We start from the raw sequence: 18,807 nt of genomic DNA, 5'->3' as shown, positions 1-18,807 counted from the left end.
GCTTTCTTGGCGAGGCTATTGCGTCATGGCGCTATGCGCTCATACCAAGTCGGCGGTCTGCACGATCCGTGCGTACTCCCCCTGCAGATTGGCCAGCGACATCCGGTGGATGTCCTCGGCGCTGCGCGGTGTGCCGTCCAGGTCGGGGCGGTCAAAGGTGTAGCAGGCATCGGCCACCACCGTGCATTGCAAACCCAGGCAGGCGGCGCTGCGCACGCTGGCTTCCACCGACATGTTGGTGCTCACGCCCGTGAAGACCAGCGAACGGATGCCGCGCTGGTGCAGCCAGCGCTCCAGCCCGCTGTGGGCGAAGGCGTCGGTCACGTGCTTGTCCACCACGTGCTCTGAGGCTTGGGGTCGCAGAGCCTCTTGAAATTCCACGCCGCTTTGGCCGGGCCAGAAAGGTGACCCTGGCGTGAGCGAGAGGTGGCGCACATGCACCACGGGCTGGTCGCGCTGGCGCCAGTGCTGCAACAGCAGGGCGATGTTCGATTCCGCCAGGGGGTTGTTGCGCTGCGCGGGGCGGGCCATGCCTTTTTGCATGTCGACGATGACGAGCGCGGCGTGGTGGGGTGTGGCTTCTGGATGGGTCATGACGCGTATCCGGTCAGCAGGGCGTGGGCCCAGTCCGGGCGGTTTCTTTGGCGGGCAAGTTCTGCCATGGTCTGGTGTGCGTAGGGCACCGTGATCAGCTGGCTGGTCCAGCCCGCCGGGCCGCGCTCCACGATGGCATAGCGCGCATCGGGCGAGCCCGATTCGACCACATGGGGGTAAGGATGGTCGTCCGCAAAAGCCTGCAAGCCCACGCTGCCGGGGTTGACGATCAGCACGCCCCGGGCGGTGCGCACGCTGCGGGCCACATGGGTGTGGCCGCACAGGAGGAGTTCTGCGTGGTGCCCGTCCAGTCGCTCTTCGATGTCGCTGGCGGTGGCGGGGCGCTCTGCCGTCTGCAGCAGCGCCATGTGGTCCACGCCCGGTGCGCCGTGGCACAGCAGGATCTGGTCGGTCAGGAAATGGGTGTGGGGCAGGCGGGCCATCCATTCCAGCTCGCGGGGGCTGAGCTGGGCGTGGGCGTACTGGTCTGAAAAGCTGGCGGTGGGGCTCAGGTGCAGCAACTGGCGCTCGTGGTTGCCCGCGAGGTGCACCCAGTCCTGCGCCATCAGGTACTGCGCTGTTTCGAGGGGAAGCAGGGGGCCGGAAACGCTGTCGCCCAGGTTGACCACGGTGTCTACACCCCGCGTGCGCAGATCTGCAGCCACTGCGTGCAGGGCGGCCAGGTTGCCATGGATGTCGGAGAGGACGGCGATGCGCATGCCGCGCATGTTAAGCGCTGAGGCGTACAGGAGGTCGGCTGTGCATCGGTGCTCCAAAGCGCACGCGGTTCAGTGCGGGCCAGCGCTCACTGAGGCTGCGCCCGTTCCTTGCGCAGCGACCCGCGCAACCACCGCGTAGCCCTGTCCCGCAACCCCACCGGCTTGCCCGGCCGCACCGGGTGCTCCTTGGCCTGCACACAGGCCGCCAGAAAGTCCTGCAGGATGGCCGTGTCGTCCAGCGTGTCCGAGCCCTGCTTGTGGAACTCCGGGTGCCATTGCGTGGCTGCGATGTAGCCGCGCCCAGGGGCGGGCTTGAGGCGAATGGCTTCGGGCACGCCGTCCGGTTCGCTCAGCGCTTCGACCTCGAACTCCGGGGCCAGGCGCTTGATGCCCTGGTGGTGGATGCTGTTCACGCGCGCACGGGGTGCTTCGGGGTAGAGCTGGGCGAGGCGCGAGCCGGGCACGATCTGGATGTCGTGGAAATGCTGGTCGTAGGTGGTGGCGTTGCGGTGCTGCAATGCGCCGGGGTGCTGGGTTTCGATGTCCTGGTACAACGCGCCGCCAAAGGCCACGTTGATGAGCTGCAGGCCCCGGCACACGCCAAAGATGGGTTTGCCCACCTCGGCAAAGGCCTTGACCAGGGCCAGGTCGTAGATGTCGCGCACGCGGTCGCCCACCCACTCCTCGCGCAAAGGCTCCTCGCCATAGTTGCCCGGCCACACGTCGGCGCCACCGTGCATCACGATGCCGTCCAGCCATTCGGCGTAGTGGTCCAGCGTGACGTCGCCGCGCGCGGTCTCGCCCGTGGGGCAGGGCACCATCACCACCATGGCACCCGCCGACATGAGCCAGTGGGCGATGGACTGTTCGACGTATTGCAGCGTCTTGCCCGTGAACAGTGGGCGTGCAGGGTCGGCGTGTTGAAAGCAGGCGGACAGGCCAATCTTGAGGCGGGGGGCAGCAGGCATGGGGGAAAGCTCCGGGCAGCGCTTGTGCGCGTGATTCCTGCAGTTGTAGCACCGCACCCCCTGTGGCGTCTGTAGGAAAGGACCGTGCAGCGCCGCGCGCTGCGGCCACGGGTTGATGGGGTGCCTGAAGCGTCACAACCTGCAACGAAATGTGGCTTTCTTCATGAAATGTGTCCGCATGTCGACGGGGCGCGGGCGAAATCTGGGGGGCTGATCGCCATAATTTCAGCTCACCCGGTGCCAGGGAGGGGCGCCCGGTGGCGCGATGCACGCCTTCCCCGAAAGCAGAAAAAATGTCCCATCCAAAATTCCGTTTGTCCGCCCTGGCTGCGCTGGTGGCCGCGACAGCTGCCGTCTGCCCGCTGGTGGCCCAGGCCACCGTGCCCGCCGGTGCGGCGGCCGAGATCATCAGCCTGCAAGGCACAGGTGACCAGCGTGCCGCCTCCGCAGCCGACTGGGGCCCTGCCCGACTGGCCCAGGCGCTGGCCCAGGGCGACTTTGTGCGCACGCGCCAGGCCGCCAAGATGGCGCTGCTGTTCGCGGACGACACCCAGCTGCGACTGCACCAGAACACGGTGCTGCAGGTCAAGGGCGTGGCCACCCCGGCACAGCCCGTGACCACCTTGCTGCTCAACGCTGGCCGTGCGTGGACGCAGACCAAACGTGCCGACGGCAGCCGCCTGAACCTGGAGACACCGGCCGCGACCGCTGCGATCCGTGGCACCGATTGGGACATCAGTGTGGAGGACGATGGCCGCACGCTGATCACCGTGCTGTCGGGCACGGTGGAGTTTTCCAACGCGCAGGGCTCGGTGTCGGTGGGCGCCAACGAAGCGGCGCTGGCCGAAGTGGGCAAGGCCCCGGTCAAGCTGGTGCTGAGCCAGCCGCGAGACCGCATCCAGTGGGTCAATGCGCTGCGGGCCGACCCGGTGCCCCACCTGTCGGCCGAGCCCGTGCCTGCAGCGCTGGCGCCCGTACGGGATGCCCTGGCGGCGCGCGACCTCGCGGCAGCCCGTGCCGCGCTGGCGCAGGCGCGCACTGCCGCAGCGCCTGTATGGGTGGATGTGTTTGATGCAGCCGTGGCCCTGCAGGCGGGCGACCTGCTGGCCGCACGCGGGTCGCTGGCGCGGCAGGTGGCTGCGGTGGACGCCGCGCCGCTGCCCGCGTGGCTCATGCAGTCCGACGTGCAACTGATGGAGGGGGAAGGGGCAGCAGCGGCCGGGACGCTGCGCACGGCGCTCCGGCGCTGGCCCGCCCATCCGGCGCTCGTGGCGCAACTGGCGCGGGTGCAGATCCTGAGCGACCGGGTGGACGAAGCCGCTGCCACCCTGGCCCCCGCGCAAGGCACGGCCCACGCCGACCTGGCGCTGGTGCGGGCTGAGCTGGCCCGGCGCCGGGGCGATGCGCCCGGCACGCTGGCGGCCTATGCCGAGGCGCAGACGCTGGCACCCGGCGATGCACGTGCCTGGCAAGGCCTGGGAAGTGCACACGCCGAGCGCGAGGACCCGCGCCTCGCCCGCGAAAACCTGCGGCGTGCGCTGCAGCTGTCGCCGCAATCGCCCGGCGCCTGGGGCGAGCTGGGCACGCTGGAAACCTTTGTGAACCAGTTCACCGAGGCGGGTCAGGCGTTTGCCACCGCGCTGGGTGACAACCCGGCAGACTACGTCGCGCTCACCGGCCAGGGGCTGCTGCACCTCAAGCAAGGGCAGCCAGATGCCGCGCTGGATGCGTTCTTGCGGGCGGGCGTGATGGAGCCGCGCTATGCCCGCGCCAAGACCTGGACTGCCGTGGCCTACTACCAGCTGGGCCGCCACCAGGATGCGCTGACCACCTTGCAACAGGCGACCGTGCTGGACGACAAGGACCCTGTGCCCTACATGCTGCTGGCACAGATCCACACCGATCTGTTCCAGCCCGGCGAAGCGGTGGAGGCTGCGCGCGCCGCCGTAGCGCGCATGCCATATCTCAAGTCGCTCAACCAGGTGGCCAACGACCAGAAGGGCAGTGCGAACCTGGGGTCATCGCTGGCGTTCTTTGGCATGGAAGACTGGGCGCTGGAGATGGCGCAGCAGAGCTTCTACCCCTACTGGGGCGGCAGCCACCTGTTCATGGCAGACCGCTATGCGGGCGAATTCAACAAGAACTCGGCGCTGTTCCAGGGCTTTCTGACCGACCCCATGGCATTTGGGGGCAGCCAGCGTTATTCGCCGCTGCTGCAGCAGCCCGGCAGCCACGGATCGGTGGGTGTGACGCTGGACCGCGAGTTCTACCGCATGCGTGCGCCAGCGGTCACGCTCAATGGCCTGGACAACAGCCATGTGCCGGTGTCCTGGTTCTTCAAGGCGCAGACGGCGGATGTGAGTGCCTATCCGTTCGACCTGCAGGTCAACCGACTTCCTGCCATGCGCGCGGGCGAGGGAGACCTGCGTGCCCATGCCATCACCGCTGGGGTGGGCATGCAGCCCACCGAGCGCATCAACCTGTTTGCCTACGCCAACCAGTTCAGCATGCGCCTGCGCGGCCAGAACGCGCAGGAGACTTCGCTGGACGACACCGTCACCCAGGGCGCTCTGGGCATGGCCTACCGGTGGGGGCCGACGGAGCAAACCTGGATCAAGCTGGGCCGCAGCGTGGACAACCTGCAATTGCTGCGCTACCCCACGGCCTACATCGAGCCACCGTTCCTGACCGTCATGGGCGTGAGCAGTGCCCCGCGCAAGGACTTCAGCGACATTCAGCTGCGCCACACCGTGGACACCACCCCCGGCAGCCGCTGGAGCGTGACGCTGGAGCATGTGCGCGAGCGCCAGAACAACCTGCTGGCGGGCGAGGCCGCCGTGGTGGCTGACATTCCAAACGTGGGCCTGTACCGCGACTACCTCGTCCTGGCAGGCTACAACCGCATTGACCGTCGTTACACCGGCCTCACCCTGGCCACCACGCAACGCCTGGACCCGGCGCTGAGCCTGGACGCAGCCCTGGGGATGCAGCAAATCCGCCACCGCGTGGACGGCCTCACGCAGAGCTATCTGGTGGGGCTGGATGCCCTGAGCGAAGACCAGGCCCGCCGCGCGGACACCGAGCGCGTGGTCACGCCGCGCCTGGGCGCGGTGTGGCAGCCTGCTGCGGGCACCACGCTGCGCGTGGCCTATCAGGACTGGCTGCGGCCTCTCAGCGTCTCCACCCTCGCCAGCGTGGAGACCGCAGGCATCCCTGTCGAGGACCGCCTGGTGGAGGCTGGAGGGCGCCACAAACGCACAGTGGCACAGCTGGGCATGGAGGTGGGTGCCAACACCTTTGTGGGCCTGCGGGCCGACCACCTGCGGGTGAACAACCCCGGCACGATTGGTGTGGACCTGCGCACGCCCAGCCTGCCGTTCCTCGAAGAGATGCGCAACGCGCAGCTGGTCAACCTGTCCACCAGTGATCTGTTGGAGGACACGCCGAGTTTTGAGCGCGGCACGCTGCAGACCTTGGGTGGCACGGTCAACCACATGTTCAGCCGCCGCTGGTCGGGCTACGCCAAGTACCTGTACCAGCACAGCGAAAGCCGCATGCTCGATGGTGGTGCCGAGGTGGTGGGGCGCATTCCCTACATTCCGCGCCATACCGTGGCGCTGGGTGCCACCTGGGCCAGCGCGCAGCGCCTGTACCTGAGCGCGCGCGCGGTGTACCGCTCGGAGCGGTTTGAGGACAAGGAGAACCTCACGCGCCGTGCGCCGGGCTGGGGCGTGGACCTGATGGGCTTCTGGGAAACGCAGGACAAACGCTGGGTGGTGGGCGTTGCGGCCATGAACCTGTGGGCGCCCAAGTCCGACCGGCAAAAGACCCGCTATGTCCTGGATGCGCGCTATCGCTTCTGATGGGGCGGCGATGCCGCACGCCCGACAGCGCCAGCGGTGGCTCTCGCTCGCGGCGGGGGTGCTGGCGCTGCTGCTGGTGGGGGCGGCCACGCTCAGTCGCACCTGGCATGCGCTGGAGTTCAAGACCTTTGACGTGCTGACGGCGCTGGCGGCCCCCCACCGCACGACGGTGCCGGTGGTGATTCTTGCGATCGACGAGCCGACGTTTCAGGAGCTGCAACAGACCTGGCCATTTCCGCGCAGCGTGCATGCGGCACTGCTGGAGCGGCTGCGCGCAGACGGTGCCCTGGCCGTGGGGCTGGACATTGTTTTTGCCGACCCCACCACCGAGGCTGAAGACGCCGCTCTGGACCGCACGATGGCCCAGGTGGGGCAGGGCTTGCCCGTGGTGCTGGCCTCCACCCGCGAGAAGATCGACAGCGCCAATGCCGCGCTGTGGATGGACATCCAGCCGCTGCAGCGGTTTCTGGACGCTGGCGCCGATGCGGGCGATGCCGGGGTCGAGCCGGACGACGACTTCGTGGTGCGCCGCGCCCCCGTCGCGCGCGAAGGCTTTGCGCTGCGGCTGGCCCAGCGCGTGACAGAGGCGCGCGGCCAGACCCCGGCGCTGCACCATTTCGACTGGATCGGCTACCGGGGCCCGCGCGGCACGTTTGACACGCGCTCGTACTACCAGGCGCTGGAGCCGGGGCTGCTGCCTGCAGGTTTCTTCAAGGGCAAGATCGTGCTGGTGGGGCGCTCGGCGCGCACCGCCACCGAGCTGGCGCACTCGCAGGCCGACCTGTTCAACTCGCCGTTTGGCACGGCGGGCGGTGAGCGGCTTTTTCCGGGGGTGGAGCTGCAGGCCACGCTGCTGGACAACTACCTCACCGGCGGTGGGCTGCGCAGCGTGTCGGACGCATGGACCCTGGTGATCACCGTGCTGCTGCTGCCGGTGCTGTTGGGGGCGAGCCGGCGGCTGCACCCGGCGGGCGCGGCGGCGCTGACGGCGACGCTGGTGGTGGCCGTGGGAGCCGTGTCGTGGGGGCTGTTTGCCGGCCCGCGCCTGTGGTGGCCGCCGCTGTTGCCTGCGGCGGCGGCAGTCGCCATTTATGGGGCGGCTGCGCTGGTGGGCTATGCCGTGGTGCGCCAGCGCGCGCGCCAGACGCGGGCGATGTTTGCGCAGTACGTGCCGCCCGCCGTGGTCTCGCGCCTCATTGCGCAGCCCGAGCTGATGCGCCTGGGTGGCGAGGCACGCGAGGTCACGCTCATGTTCACCGACCTGGCCAACTTCACCACGCTGTCCGAGCAGCTCAGTGCCGAGCAGACGGTGGAGGTGCTCACCGGCTACTTCAACGCCATGACGCCGATCGTGCACGCCACGGGCGGCACCGTGGACAAGTTCATTGGCGACGCGGTGATGGCCTTCTGGGGTGCGCCGCTGGACGACCCGCGGCATGCCGAACACGCCGTGGCCGCCGCCATCGCCATGCAGCAGGCCATGCGGGCGCTGGTGGCCGACCTGCGCGCGCGCGGCCTGCCGCCCATCCACATGCGGATCGGGCTGCACACGGGGCGTGTGGTGGTGGGCAATGTGGGCTCGGACCAGCGCTTTTCATACACGGCCATTGGCGACGCGGTGAACCTGGCCGCGCGGCTGGAGGGCGCCAACAAGGCGTTTGGCACCGGCATCCTGCTGTCGGCCGCCACCGCAGCGCAGCTGCCGCCGACAGCGGCGTTGCGCGCGCTGGACGATGTGATCGTCAAGGGCAAGACCGAGCCCGTGCGCGTATTCACGCCGTGCGAGGATGCGGCGGTGCGTGATGCCAGCCTGGCCGCGTTGAACGCCTTCCATGCGCGTGACTGGGCCGGCGCCGAGGTGCAGCTGGAAATGGTGCTGGAACGGCTGCCCGGAGACCCGGCCGCTACCCGCCTGCTGGCGCGTGTGAATGAAGCGCGGGGGTTGCCTGCCGATGCGCCCTGGCAGGCCGCCGTGGCGCTCGACAAACTGTAAGAGCCTGTGGACCATCCCCCGCGACATCGTCACCAGGCTCTCTACATCCTTTGACATGTATTCACCGGGGGTATGGATGCAGGTGCCATGATGGGGGCTTCGCAACTTCATCAGGAAGGACCCTCTCCATGCAAGTACAAGTCAACACCGACGACCACATCCACGGCGGCGATTCGCTGGCGCGCTGGATCACGGACGAGTGCAAGAGCCGGCTGTCCCGCTTTCAGGACCATGTGACGCGGCTGGAGGTGTTCCTCACCGATCTGGATGCGGGCAAGTCCGGTGCCAATGACAAGCGCTGCCGCATTGAAGCGCGTGTCACGGGCCGCCAACCCATCACCGTGACTGATGAGGCCGACAAGATGGCCAACGCCTTCATCGGCGCGGCCGACAAGCTGGCCCGCGCCCTCGACACTGACCTGGGCCGTGTGAAGGACCGCAATGGCCGCGACACCATCCGTGTGGCCGCCGACGAACGGGATTGAAGTGAATTCGAAGTGAAATGGGCTTCTAGCGCATGATTTTCATGTGCTGGTAGCTATCAATTCAGGAGTAATGAAAAAGGCGCTGCAGCCCGAAGGTTGCAGCGCCTTTTTGTTGGGGTCGCCTACAGGTCGAGCACCAGCAGCTTGCTGCGCGCGCGGGAGCAGCAGGGCATGAACTGCTCGTTGGCCGCCTTTTCTTCGTCGGTCAGGTACATGTCGCGGTGGTCCACCTCGCCTTCCAGCACGCGCGTGAGGCAGGTGCCACACACGCCTTGTTCGCACGAGGTCAGGATGTCGATGCCCTCCTTGCGCAGCGCTTCCACCACCGACACATCGGGCGCAATGGGGTAGACCTTGCCCGTGCTGGCAATGCGCACCTCAAACCCCTGGTCGCCCGAGGTGTCCTGCGCCGGGGCGCCAAAGTATTCCAGGTGGATATGGTCCTGCGCCCAGCCCAGGGCCTTGGCGGTGGTCACCACATGGTCGATGAAGCCTGCCGGGCCACACACGTACAGCCGCTTGTCAGGGCCGGGGGCCGCCAGCACGGCGGCGGTGTCCAGCTTCTGCTCGGGGGCGCCTGCATCGAAGTGAAAGTGGGCGTGGGGCGCAATGGCCGATGCGGCAATTTCAGCAGCAAACGCCGTGCGTTCGGCAGAGCGGGTGCAGTAGTGCAGCGCAAAGTCAGCACCCGTGCGCGCCAGCCGGTCGGCCATGCACAGCAGTGGCGTCACACCAATGCCGCCCGCCAGCAGCAGCGTGCGCTGTGCAGGGTGCAGCGCAAAGTGGTTGCGCGGCGTGCTGATGGTGATCACGTCGCCCTCGTGCACGCTGTCGTGCATGGCGATCGAGCCGCCGCGCGATGCCGGGTCACGCAACACGGCGATGCGGTAGCGGTGCGACTCGTGCGAGGCATTGCACAGCGAGTACTGCCGAGTCAGCCCGCCCGGCAGGTGCACATCGATGTGCGAGCCCGCGCTGAACGGCGGCAGTGCGGCGCCGTCCAGCCGCGCCAGCTCATAGCTGGCGATGCCCTCGGCTTCGGCCTGCTTCTTGACGACGCGGACCTGCAGGGTCTCCTGCGCGGTCATGCGGCCACCGCCTGTGCTGTGGCAGGCGCGTGTTCTGCCGCCAGCAGGCGGTCCAGAATCTTGCGCGACTGCACGCCACCCGCATCGATGTTGAGCATGAGCAGCTTGCGGTCGGGGTAACGCAGCAGGTTCTCCTGCTGCAGCTCCAGCATCTGCTGGTCCTCCGCAAAGATCTTGCCCTGGCCGTCGCGGATCTGGGTGGTGAGCGACGGGTCTTGCGGCTTGAAGTTGCGGGCCATGCCCCAGAAGTAGTGGATCGACGTTTCGGTCTCGGGCGTGATGAAGTCCACCACGATGCTCGATGCCTTCTTGTCGGCCGGGGCGTTGTAGCCGCCGTTGCCGGCCAGGGCCACGCCCACCTCGATCAGCACATGGCTGGGGGGCGTGAAGTGGCAGATCTGCCAGCGGTCCACCAGCTGGTCGTCGGGCAGGCCGTTCATGCGCAGCGCCATCTTCCAGAACGGGGGGGCTTCAATGCCTTCCATGAAGCGGCTGGTGATCACCTCGTCGCCCTCCACGCGGGTCTTGCAGGGCACCTCGTCGATTTCCTTCTGGCCGATGCTGGTGGAGTGCACATAGGTCTCGTGCGTCAGGTCCATCAGGTTGTCGATCATCAGGCGGTAGTCGCAGGCGATGTGGTACAGCCCGCCGCCGTAAGCCCATTCAGGGTTGTTGGCCCAGGGCAGGTGGTGGATGGTGGCGGGGTCGGCCTTGTCGGCGTCGCCGGGCCACACCCAGATGAAGCCATAGCGCTCCACCACCGGAAAGCTGCGCGCCTTGGGGAACCCCTGCACGCGCTGGCCGGGCATGGACACCGACTTGCCCGTGCATTCCACCCGCAGGCCGTGGTAGCCGCATTGCAGGTGGCCTTCGCACACTGTGCCCAGCGATAGCGGGGCGCCCCGGTGGGGGCAGAAGTCGTCCAGCGCGGCGACCTGGTCGGGCGCGGGGCGGTAGAACACGATCTTCTCGCCGCAGATGGTGCGGCCCAGGGGCTTGTCCGCGATCTCGTCGGGCGTGCAGGCTACGTACCAGGCGTTCTTGGGATACATGGTTGTCTCTCTCCGTGGGTGGATGGTGTCGTTGCAGGCTTGGTATACAGCCCGCTCGCAGATCGCAGGCTAGGTGGGGCGATTGTGCGAAAAAGGCGAGTTTATGTATACATAGTAAAGGCGTAAAGCAGCTATTGCACTCCGGCATATCTTCTAACTTGTTGTTTTGTAATGTGTTGAAGTGTTTTTGAGTGGATGTTGTTTTGGTTTCTGTATACATTGCGCTGACTGACTCTCTCCCCGTCGCTGGTCGCATCGCTCCCTATCGCCATGAACCCTCCCGAACCCCTGACCATTGCCCTACCCGCCGAGGCCGCCGAGGCAGGTACCTCGCAGGCCGTCAAGGCGCAATTGCGCCTGCGCGAGATGATCCTGGCGGGCGAGCTGCCCGGCGGCGCCCGCATTGCCGAGCTGACCCTCGTCGAGAAGCTGGGGGTATCGCGCACGCCCATTCGCGCCGCGCTGATGCGGCTGGAGCAGGAGGGCCTGCTGCACCGACTGCCCGGTGGCGGCTACGCCGTGCGCACGTTCTCTGAAACCGATGTGGCCGACGCCATTGAACTGCGCGGCACCATGGAAGGGTTGGCCGCGCGCCTGGCGGCCGAGCGGGGCGTGGCCCCCGCCCTGCTGGCCGAGGCCCATGCCTGCCTGGACGCCATCGACAGTGCCCTGGCCCCGCCCACGCTGGATGACGAAGGTTTTTCGCGCTATGTGGAGCTGAATGCACGGTTTCACCTGCTGCTCAGCCGCATGGTGGGCAGCGATGTGGTGGCGCGGGAGCTGGACCGCGTCAAGGGCCTGCCGTTTGCGTCGCCCTCTGCGTTTGTGGTGGTGCAGACGCATTCGGCCCAGGCGCGCGACATGCTGGTGGTGGCGCAAGACCAGCACCGCCAGGCGCTCGATGCCATCGAGCGGCGCGAGGGTGCACGGGCCGAGGCCATCCTGCGAGAGCACTCGCGCATCACCCGGCGGAACCTGCTGGCGGCGGTGCAGGCGTCGCAGGTGCAGGGCTTGCCCGGTGTACAGCTGATCCGCGAGCGGGCATAACGGCCGGTGCAGGCGTCCGGGGCTTCTTGGGTTATTGCATTTGGCGATACCTGAATGCTTGAATTTGCGCTTGTGAAATAACGCAGCCCACGCCAAACTCCCGCCAGCATTTTCTGTATACAACGACTTTCCACAGGAGACAACGATGCAAAAACGCCACCTTCTTCGTGCCTCGGCTGCCGCCGCCATCGCGCTGTCCACCGGCCTGACCGTGTTGCCCGCCGTGGCGCAGGACAACGTGTTCAAGATCGGCCTGGTTCTGCCCATGACCGGCCAGCAAGCCACCACCGGCCGCCAGATCGAAGCCGCGGCGCGCCTGTACATGGCCCAGAACGGCGACATGGTGGGTGGCAAGAAGGTGCAGCTCATCATCAAGGACGACACCAGTCTTCCTGATGTGACCCGCCGCCTGGCCCAGGAGCTGGTCGTCAACGAAAAGGTCAACGTGCTCGCCGGCATGGGCATCACGCCCTCGGCCATGGCCACCGCCCCGCTGGCCACGCAGTCCAAAACCCCCCTGGTGGTGATGGCTGCCGCCACGTCCAGCATCACCGAGGCCTCGCCCTACGTGGTGCGTACCAGCTTCACGCTGCCGCAAGTGTCGGTGGCCCTGGCCGACTGGGCACCCAAGAACGGCATCAAGAAGGTCGTGACCCTGGTGAGCGACTACGGCCCCGGCATCGACGCCGAAAAGTTCTTCAACCAGCGCCTCACGTTCAACGGCGGCCAGGTGACCGAAGCCCTGCGCGTGCCGCTGCGCAACCCCGACTTCGCCCCCTTCCTGCAGAAGGTGCGCGACGCCAAACCCGACGCGCTGTTTGTCTTTGTGCCCTCGGGCGCGGGCGCTGCGGTGATGAAGCAGTTCCTGGAGCGCGGCATGGACAAGGCCGGCATCAAGCTCATCGGCACCGGCGACGTGACGGACGACGATCAACTCAACGACATGGGCGATGGCGCCCTGGGCGTGGTCACCTCGCACCACTACTCGGCTGCGCACCCCTCGCCCATGAACAAGAAGTTCGTGGAAGCCTTCGAGAAGGCTAACAAGGGCTTGCGTCCCAACTTCATGGCCGTGGGCGGCTATGACGGCATGCGCGTGATCTATGAAGCGCTCAAGACCACCAAGGGTGCCGGCGGCGGTGACGCCCTGCTGGCCGCCATGAAGGGCCAGATCTTCGAAAGCCCGCGCGGCAAGGTGTTCATCGATGCGCAGACCCGCGACATCGTGCAGGACGTGTACCTGCGCAAGGTGGAGCGTGTGAACGGCCAGCTGTACAACGTGGAGTTCGACGTGATCAAGGACGTCAAGGACCCTGGCAAGACTAAATAAGCCCCCCTGAGCCGCTGCGCGGCTTCCCCCGCAGGGGGACGCCGCTAGCGCGGCGGGGCGGCCCTTGCGCGGCGGCCGCTGGTCTGGGCCGCGCCAGTATTTACGGGCAGGCTCCCTCTCGATCCGTTCGGACTGAGCCTATCGAAACCGGGGGCCGCAGGTTGAACGTCCGGCTTTGGTGATTCGTCGCACTTCCACAGCCCTGAGCAGGGTGGTGCACTTTTGTCTTCAATGAAGTGATTTCATGCTGACCATTCTTTTCGACGGCGTTGCCTACGGCATGCTGCTGTTCATCCTGGCAGTCGGCCTGGCCGTGACCATGGGGCTGATGAACTTCATCAACCTCGCGCACGGGGCCTTTGCCATGGCGGGGGGCTACATCACCGTGCTGCTCATGCAGCGGCTGGATGTGCCCTTCCTCGTCTGCCTGCCCATCGCCTTTGTCGGTACGGCCTTGCTGGGCGGCGTGCTGGAGCGCACGCTGTACCGCCCGCTGTACCACAAGGCCCACCTGGACCAGGTGCTGTTCTCCATTGGCCTGGTGTTCATGGCCGTGGCCAGCGTGGACTACTTTGTGGGCTCCACGCAGCAGATCATGCAGCTGCCTGAATGGCTCAAGGGCCGGACCGAGATCGGCACCGGTGCCCTCATGCTGGGCATGGGGCACTACCGCCTGTTCATCATCGCGGTGTGCGCTGCGCTCACCGTGGGCCTGCAGTATGTGCTCACCAAAACCCGCTTCGGCAGCCGCCTGCGCGCCAGTGTGGACGACCAGCGCGTGGCCGCTGGCATGGGCATCAACGTGAACATCGTGTTTTTGTCCACCTTCGCTTTTGGGTCCGGCCTGGCGGGCCTGGGCGGAGCGCTGGGCGCGGAGGTGCTGGGTCTCGACCCGAGCTTCCCGCTCAAGTTCATGATCTACTTTTTGATCGTGGTGGCGGTGGGCGGCACCTCGTCCATCACCGGCCCGCTGCTGGCCGCGCTGCTGCTCGGCATTGCCGACGTGGCAGGCAAGTACTACATCCCCAAGCTGGGCGCTTTCATTGTGTACAGCCTCATGATCCTGATCCTCATCTGGCGCCCCCAGGGCCTCTTTGTGCGCAAGGGGGGCAAGTGATGTCAAACCTGCAAAACACCTTGCTGCAGGCCCGGCGCTTTCGCTGGTGGGAGCCCGTGCTGTGGCTGCTGGCCTTTGCCGCGCCGCTGGCGCTGCCGAGCCACGCACTCATCATCAACGAGATCGCCATCGTGGCGCTGTTCGCGATTTCGCTGGACCTCATCCTGGGCTACACCGGCATCGTCTCGCTGGGCCATGCGGCTTTCTTCGGGCTGGGCGGCTACGCGGCCGCGCTGTTTGCCAAGCATGTGATGCCCGACCCGCTGGTGGGCCTGGCCGTGGGCATTGGCGCGGCCACCGTGCTGGGCGCCGTGGCGTCGCTCACCATCATGCGCGGCACCGATCTCACCCGCCTCATGGTCACGCTGGGCGTGGGACTGGTGATGCTGGAGCTGGCCAACAAGCTCGACTGGCTGACCGGTGGCGCCGACGGCCTGCAGGGCGTGATGATGGGGCCGGTGCTTGGCCAGTTCGAATTTGACCTGTACGGCCGCACGGCCGCGTGGTATTCGCTCACCGTGCTGCTGGTGTTCTTCCTCATCGCGCGCCGCATCGTGCAGTCGCCTTTTGGTGCCACGCTCAAGGCCATCCGCGACAACCGGCTGCGCGCCATGGCCATCGGTATCCCCGTGACGGCCAAGCTGGCGCAGGTGTACACGCTGGCCGCTGCGCTGGCCGGTGCCGCGGGCGCACTGCTCACGCAGACCACAGGCTTTGCCTCGCTCGATCTGTTCGAGTTCCACCGCTCGGCCGACGTGATGCTGATTCTGGTGATCGGCGGCGTGGGCTGGCTGTACGGCGGCATCCTTGGCGCCATTGGCTTCAAGCTGCTGCAGGACGTGATCTCGTCCATCACTCCGCAGTACTGGACCTTCTGGGTGGGCTTGTTCCTGGTGGTGCTGGTACTGGTCGGGCGCGACCGTCTGTTCCGCCCCTGGACCTGGTTTGGCGCCGGTCGCAAGGCCGGGGCTGCCTCCAAAGCGGGAGGCCATTGATATGAACACGACAACCTCCACCACCGTGCTGTCGGCCAAGGGCTTGGTCAAGCGTTTTGGCGGCATCACGGCCACCAACAACGTCACGCTGAACCTGCAAAAGGGCGCGCGCCATGCGCTCATTGGCCCCAATGGCGCGGGCAAGACCACGCTCATCAACCTGCTGACTGGCGTGCTGGAGCCCACCGAAGGTTCAATCACCCTCGAAGGCCAGGACATCACGCGCCTGGCGCCGCACCAGCGTGTGCAGCGCGGCATGGTGCGCACCTTCCAGATCAACCAGCTGTTCGACACCCTCACGCCGCTGGAGACACTGGCGCTCACCGTGTCGCAGCAGCAGGGCCTGGGCGGCAAATGGTGGCAACCGCTGGGTGCGCGCAAGGCCGTCACCGAGCGCTGCGAGCAACTGCTGGAGCAGTTCCACCTCACGTCCGTGATGGCCGAGGAAACGCGCGTGCTGGCCTACGGCAAGCGCCGCCTGCTGGAGATTGCGATTGCGCTTGCCTGCGAGCCGCGCGTGTTGCTGCTCGACGAACCCGTGGCCGGTGTGCCCGCCGGCGAGCGCGAGGAGCTGCTGCAGACCGTGGCGGCCCTGCCCGCCGATGTCTCGGTGCTGTTGATCGAACACGATATGGACCTGGTTTTCAGCTTTGCCAACCGCATGACGGTGCTGGTCAACGGCACGGTGCTCACCGAGGGCGACCCGGACACGATTGCCAATGACCCGCAGGTGAAGGCGGTGTACCTCGGTCATGGGGAGGATGCGCATGTCTAAGACAGAACTCTTGCGCATCGAGGGCCTGAGCGCAGGCTACGGCGAGGCCGTGGTGCTGCAAGGCATTTCGCTGGCCCTGCCCGAAGGCGACACGCTGGCCCTGCTGGGGCGCAACGGCACGGGCAAGACCACGCTCATCAACACGCTGGCCGGAGCCACGCGCCAGCATGCCGGCACGGTGAGCCTGGCCGGCGTGGCGCTGCACAAGCTGCCCCCGCACGAACGCGCGGCGGCCGGCATCGGCTGGGTGCCGCAAGAGCGCAACATCTTCAAGTCGCTCACGGTGCACGAGAACCTCATGGCCGTGGCGCGCCCGGGCCGCAAAGGATCGACCGCACGGCCGTGGACGCCCGAGCGCGTGTACGAAATGTTCCCGCGCCTGGCCGAGCGCAAGACCAACCTGGGCACGCAGCTGTCCGGTGGCGAGCAGCAGATGCTGGCCGTGGGCCGCGCGCTGGTGCTCAACCCGCGCCTGCTGCTGCTCGACGAGCCGCTCGAAGGCCTTGCGCCCATCATCGTGGAAGAGCTGCTGCGCGCCATCCGCCGCATCACGCGCGAAGAGGGCCTGTCGGCCATCATCGTGGAGCAGCATCCGCAGGCCATCCTGGCCATCTCGGACCACGCCGCCGTGCTGGACCGGGGCACTGTGGTGCACACCGGCAGCGCTGCCGAGCTGAGCGCCCAACCCGAGCTGCTGGACCGCCTGCTGGGCGTGGCACGGTAGCGCGCGCCATGCAAGCCGTGCACCGCAGAACCCTTCTGGCCTGGCTGGCAGCGTCGTTCGGCGGTGCGGCCAGCGCGCAGGCCGCTTTCCCCTCACGCCCGCTGCGCATCGTCGTGCCCAATGCGGCGGGCGGTGCGGCCGACATCACGGCGCGCACGGTGGGCCAGAAGATCGCCGGCCCGCTGGGGCAAAGTGTGGTCATCGAAAACAAACCCAGCGCTGGCGGCGTGGTAGCGGGAGACCTGGTGGCGCGGGCTGAGCCCGACGGTCACACGCTGCTGCTGGTGAGCAGTGGCACGGCGGTGAGCGCCGCGCTGTTCCAGTCGCTGCCGTTCGACACTCTCAAGGACTTTGCGCCTGTCTCGTTGCTGGCCACGTTTGATCTGGCCGTGGTGGTGAAAGAAGGCGGGCGTTTTGCCACCCTGGCCGAGCTTCTGGCTTATGCGCGTGCCCACCCGGGCAAGCTCAATATCGGCACGCCACAGATCGGCACCACACAGAACCTGGCGGCCGAGCTGTTCAAGGTGACGGCGGGCATCGACGCGCAGGTGGTGCCTTTCAACGGCACGCCGCCGGTCATCACGGCGCTGCGGGGTGGCGAGATCGACGTGATGATCGACATCCTGGGTGGTCTCATGCCACAGATCGGCGCCAAGGCCCTGCGGCCGCTGGCTGTGATGGGCGCGCAGCGGGCGCCGCAGTTGCCCGACGTGCCCACGGTGCGCGAAAGCGGCGGGCCACTGGCGGGCTTCAACGTCACGTCGTGGAACGGCCTGGCCGTGCCCGCCAGGACACCTGCTGCCGTGGTGGAGCGTCTGTCGCGCGAAGTGCAGACCGCACTGGCCCAGCCCGATGTGAAAAAGCGCCTGCTGGAACTGAACCTCCATGCCCAGGGCAGCACCCCCGCGCAACTGGGCGAGCACCTGGCGGCCGACGTGCGCCGCTGGAGCGACGTGATCGCCCGGGCCAAGATCGCGCGGCAGTGACGGTTGCTGCGCTTCGGCTTTTGTGACCGAAAGGCAAATCGGATGAACATCACACACATCGGCCTAGTGGGCTATGGCGAGGTCGGCAAGATCTTCAGTGCGGGCTTGCGTGTCCAGCCCGGCGTGGCATCTGTCGCCGCCTGGGACCTGAAGCTGGCCGACCCCGCGCAACGCGACGCCCTGCAGAAGCACGCCGCGCAAGCGGGCGTGGTGGCCGTGGATGGGATGCAGGCACTGTGCGCGCGCTGTGACTGCATCATCTCGGCCGTCACCGCATCGAACACGCTGGCCGTGGCGCAGGAGACCGCGCAGCACATCCGCCCCGGCACCCTGTTCCTGGACCTCAACTCGGCATCGCCCGGCACCAAGCAGCAGGCCGCTGCGCTCATCGAGGCGCGGGGTGCGCACTATATCGAGGCGGGCGTGATGACCTCGGTGCCCCCCTACGGCATCCGCGTGCCCATGCTGCTGGGCGGCGTGCAGGCTGCCGCGCTGGCCACTGTGCTGACCAGCTGGGGCATGGATGCCAAACCCGTGAGCGAGCAACTGGGCGTGGCCAGCGCCATCAAGATGTGCCGCAGCATCATGATCAAGGGCCTTGAAGCCCTGGTGATTGAGAGCTACGCCACCGCCCGCCACTACGGCGTTGAAGACCATGTGCTGCCCACCTTGGCCGAGACCTTTCCCTCCATCGACTGGCACGAACAGGGGCGCTACTTCTTCAGCCGCGTCGTGCAGCACGGCCAGCGCCGCGCTGAAGAGATGCGCGAATCGGCCCACACGGTGCACGAGGCCGGCATGGAGCCACTGATGGCCTCGGCCATCGCTGCCAAGCAGCAGTGGGTGGCCGACCTGGCGCGCGAAAGCGTCTTTCACGGCCTGCCCAAGGACGCGCGCTGGCAGGACTATGCGGACCGGGTGTTGGGCCGTTTGTCCGTCGTGCCTGCAAAGGACTGAGCCTGCGAATCGCCACCCGCCGGTGAAACTTGCGCGGCGCAATGCCAGAGGCACCGAGCAAGGGCAGCCCCGCAGCAAGGGTGCCGTCCCCCTTTAGGGGGATGCCGCGCAGCG

Annotated in this window: 15 protein-coding genes and 1 pseudogene; 11 read left to right on the top strand and 5 right to left on the bottom strand. The window is 67.2% G+C overall.

Going from position 1 to position 18,807, the window contains the following annotated elements:
- Window positions 1-39: 39 nt before the first annotated feature.
- The 3 genes from IB236_RS04405 to IB236_RS04395 all read right to left on the bottom strand — a co-directional run bounded on the left by IB236_RS04405 (window position 40) and on the right by IB236_RS04395 (window position 2,281).
- On the bottom strand, window positions 40-594 hold the full coding sequence (locus IB236_RS04405; RefSeq protein ID WP_192419094.1) for a cysteine hydrolase family protein: 555 nt from the start codon (window positions 592-594) through the stop codon (window positions 40-42).
- Entirely contained in the window at window positions 591-1,313 is a 723-nt protein-coding gene (locus IB236_RS04400) for a metallophosphoesterase (protein ID WP_192419092.1), read from the bottom strand. Before IB236_RS04400 ends, IB236_RS04405 begins: the two co-directional genes overlap by 4 nt.
- An 86-nt stretch (window positions 1,314-1,399) precedes the next feature.
- Window positions 1,400-2,281 carry a gamma-glutamyl-gamma-aminobutyrate hydrolase family protein gene (locus IB236_RS04395; RefSeq protein WP_192419090.1) on the bottom strand — a complete coding sequence of 294 codons (882 nt, stop codon included), beginning with the start codon at window positions 2,279-2,281 and terminating at the stop codon, window positions 1,400-1,402.
- Window positions 2,282-2,574: 293 nt separating this feature from the next.
- On the opposite strand from IB236_RS04395, the gene IB236_RS04390 reads away from it, so the two are divergent.
- From IB236_RS04390 to IB236_RS04380, 3 genes are all read left to right on the top strand, one after another.
- Window positions 2,575-6,144 carry a TonB-dependent receptor domain-containing protein gene (locus IB236_RS04390; RefSeq protein ID WP_192419088.1) on the top strand — a complete coding sequence of 1,190 codons (3,570 nt, stop codon included), beginning with the start codon at window positions 2,575-2,577 and terminating at the stop codon, window positions 6,142-6,144.
- Window positions 6,116-8,137: a CHASE2 domain-containing protein gene (locus tag IB236_RS04385; RefSeq protein ID WP_099731841.1), complete on the top strand. Its 2,022-nt coding sequence runs from the start codon at window positions 6,116-6,118 to the stop codon at window positions 8,135-8,137. The genes IB236_RS04390 and IB236_RS04385 overlap by 29 nt, the downstream gene beginning before the upstream one ends.
- A gap of 128 nt (window positions 8,138-8,265) precedes the next feature.
- Complete coding sequence (locus IB236_RS04380; protein ID WP_056742968.1) at window positions 8,266-8,622, top strand: HPF/RaiA family ribosome-associated protein; 357 nt, start codon at window positions 8,266-8,268, stop codon at window positions 8,620-8,622.
- Window positions 8,623-8,744: 122 nt separating this feature from the next.
- Here the strand turns inward: IB236_RS04380 and IB236_RS04375 are convergent, their stop codons facing one another.
- Together IB236_RS04375 and IB236_RS04370 are read right to left on the bottom strand one after the other, a co-directional pair.
- Window positions 8,745-9,710: a PDR/VanB family oxidoreductase gene (locus IB236_RS04375; protein ID WP_099731842.1), complete on the bottom strand. Its 966-nt coding sequence runs from the start codon at window positions 9,708-9,710 to the stop codon at window positions 8,745-8,747.
- Window positions 9,707-10,762, bottom strand: a complete 1,056-nt coding sequence (locus tag IB236_RS04370; protein WP_056742972.1) for an aromatic ring-hydroxylating dioxygenase subunit alpha — start codon at window positions 10,760-10,762, stop codon at window positions 9,707-9,709. Before IB236_RS04370 ends, IB236_RS04375 begins: the two co-directional genes overlap by 4 nt.
- 270 nt (window positions 10,763-11,032) lie before the next feature.
- Here IB236_RS04370 and IB236_RS04365 point away from each other — a divergent pair, with 270 nt between their 5' ends.
- From IB236_RS04365 to IB236_RS04330, 8 genes and pseudogenes are all read left to right on the top strand, one after another.
- Window positions 11,033-11,809, top strand: coding sequence for a GntR family transcriptional regulator (locus tag IB236_RS04365; RefSeq protein WP_056742974.1), 777 nt, complete (start codon window positions 11,033-11,035; stop codon window positions 11,807-11,809).
- 142 nt (window positions 11,810-11,951) lie between these two features.
- Window positions 11,952-13,139 (top strand): annotated as a pseudogene (locus IB236_RS04360) (ABC transporter substrate-binding protein); the annotation flags it as partial.
- Between the two features lie 244 nt (window positions 13,140-13,383).
- The gene (locus IB236_RS04355; protein WP_056067972.1) at window positions 13,384-14,256 is read left to right on the top strand and encodes a branched-chain amino acid ABC transporter permease; all 873 of its coding nucleotides are present in this window, start codon (window positions 13,384-13,386) and stop codon (window positions 14,254-14,256) included.
- A complete protein-coding gene (locus IB236_RS04350; RefSeq protein ID WP_056067974.1) occupies window positions 14,256-15,251 on the top strand; it encodes a branched-chain amino acid ABC transporter permease in 996 nt (331 codons plus the stop codon). Before IB236_RS04355 ends, IB236_RS04350 begins: the two co-directional genes overlap by 1 nt.
- Window position 15,252: 1 nt before the next feature.
- Window positions 15,253-16,026: an ABC transporter ATP-binding protein gene (locus tag IB236_RS04345; RefSeq protein ID WP_192419086.1), complete on the top strand. Its 774-nt coding sequence runs from the start codon at window positions 15,253-15,255 to the stop codon at window positions 16,024-16,026.
- Entirely contained in the window at window positions 16,019-16,750 is a 732-nt protein-coding gene (locus IB236_RS04340; RefSeq protein WP_192419084.1) for an ABC transporter ATP-binding protein, read from the top strand. Before IB236_RS04345 ends, IB236_RS04340 begins: the two co-directional genes overlap by 8 nt.
- 8 nt (window positions 16,751-16,758) lie before the next feature.
- Window positions 16,759-17,736 carry a tripartite tricarboxylate transporter substrate binding protein gene (locus tag IB236_RS04335; RefSeq protein ID WP_192419077.1) on the top strand — a complete coding sequence of 326 codons (978 nt, stop codon included), beginning with the start codon at window positions 16,759-16,761 and terminating at the stop codon, window positions 17,734-17,736.
- 42 nt (window positions 17,737-17,778) lie between these two features.
- Window positions 17,779-18,693 (top strand): NAD(P)-dependent oxidoreductase, encoded by a 915-nt coding sequence (locus IB236_RS04330; RefSeq protein ID WP_192419075.1) that lies wholly within the window; start codon window positions 17,779-17,781, stop codon window positions 18,691-18,693.
- Window positions 18,694-18,807: the final 114 nt, after the last annotated feature.

It is taken from the genome of Acidovorax sp. ACV02, assembly GCF_014851475.1.
GTDB classification, from domain to species: domain Bacteria; phylum Pseudomonadota; class Gammaproteobacteria; order Burkholderiales; family Burkholderiaceae_C; genus Acidovorax; species Acidovorax delafieldii.
The sequence above is the reverse complement of the archived record's forward strand: the minus strand, read 5'-3'. Positions and strand labels throughout refer to the sequence as shown.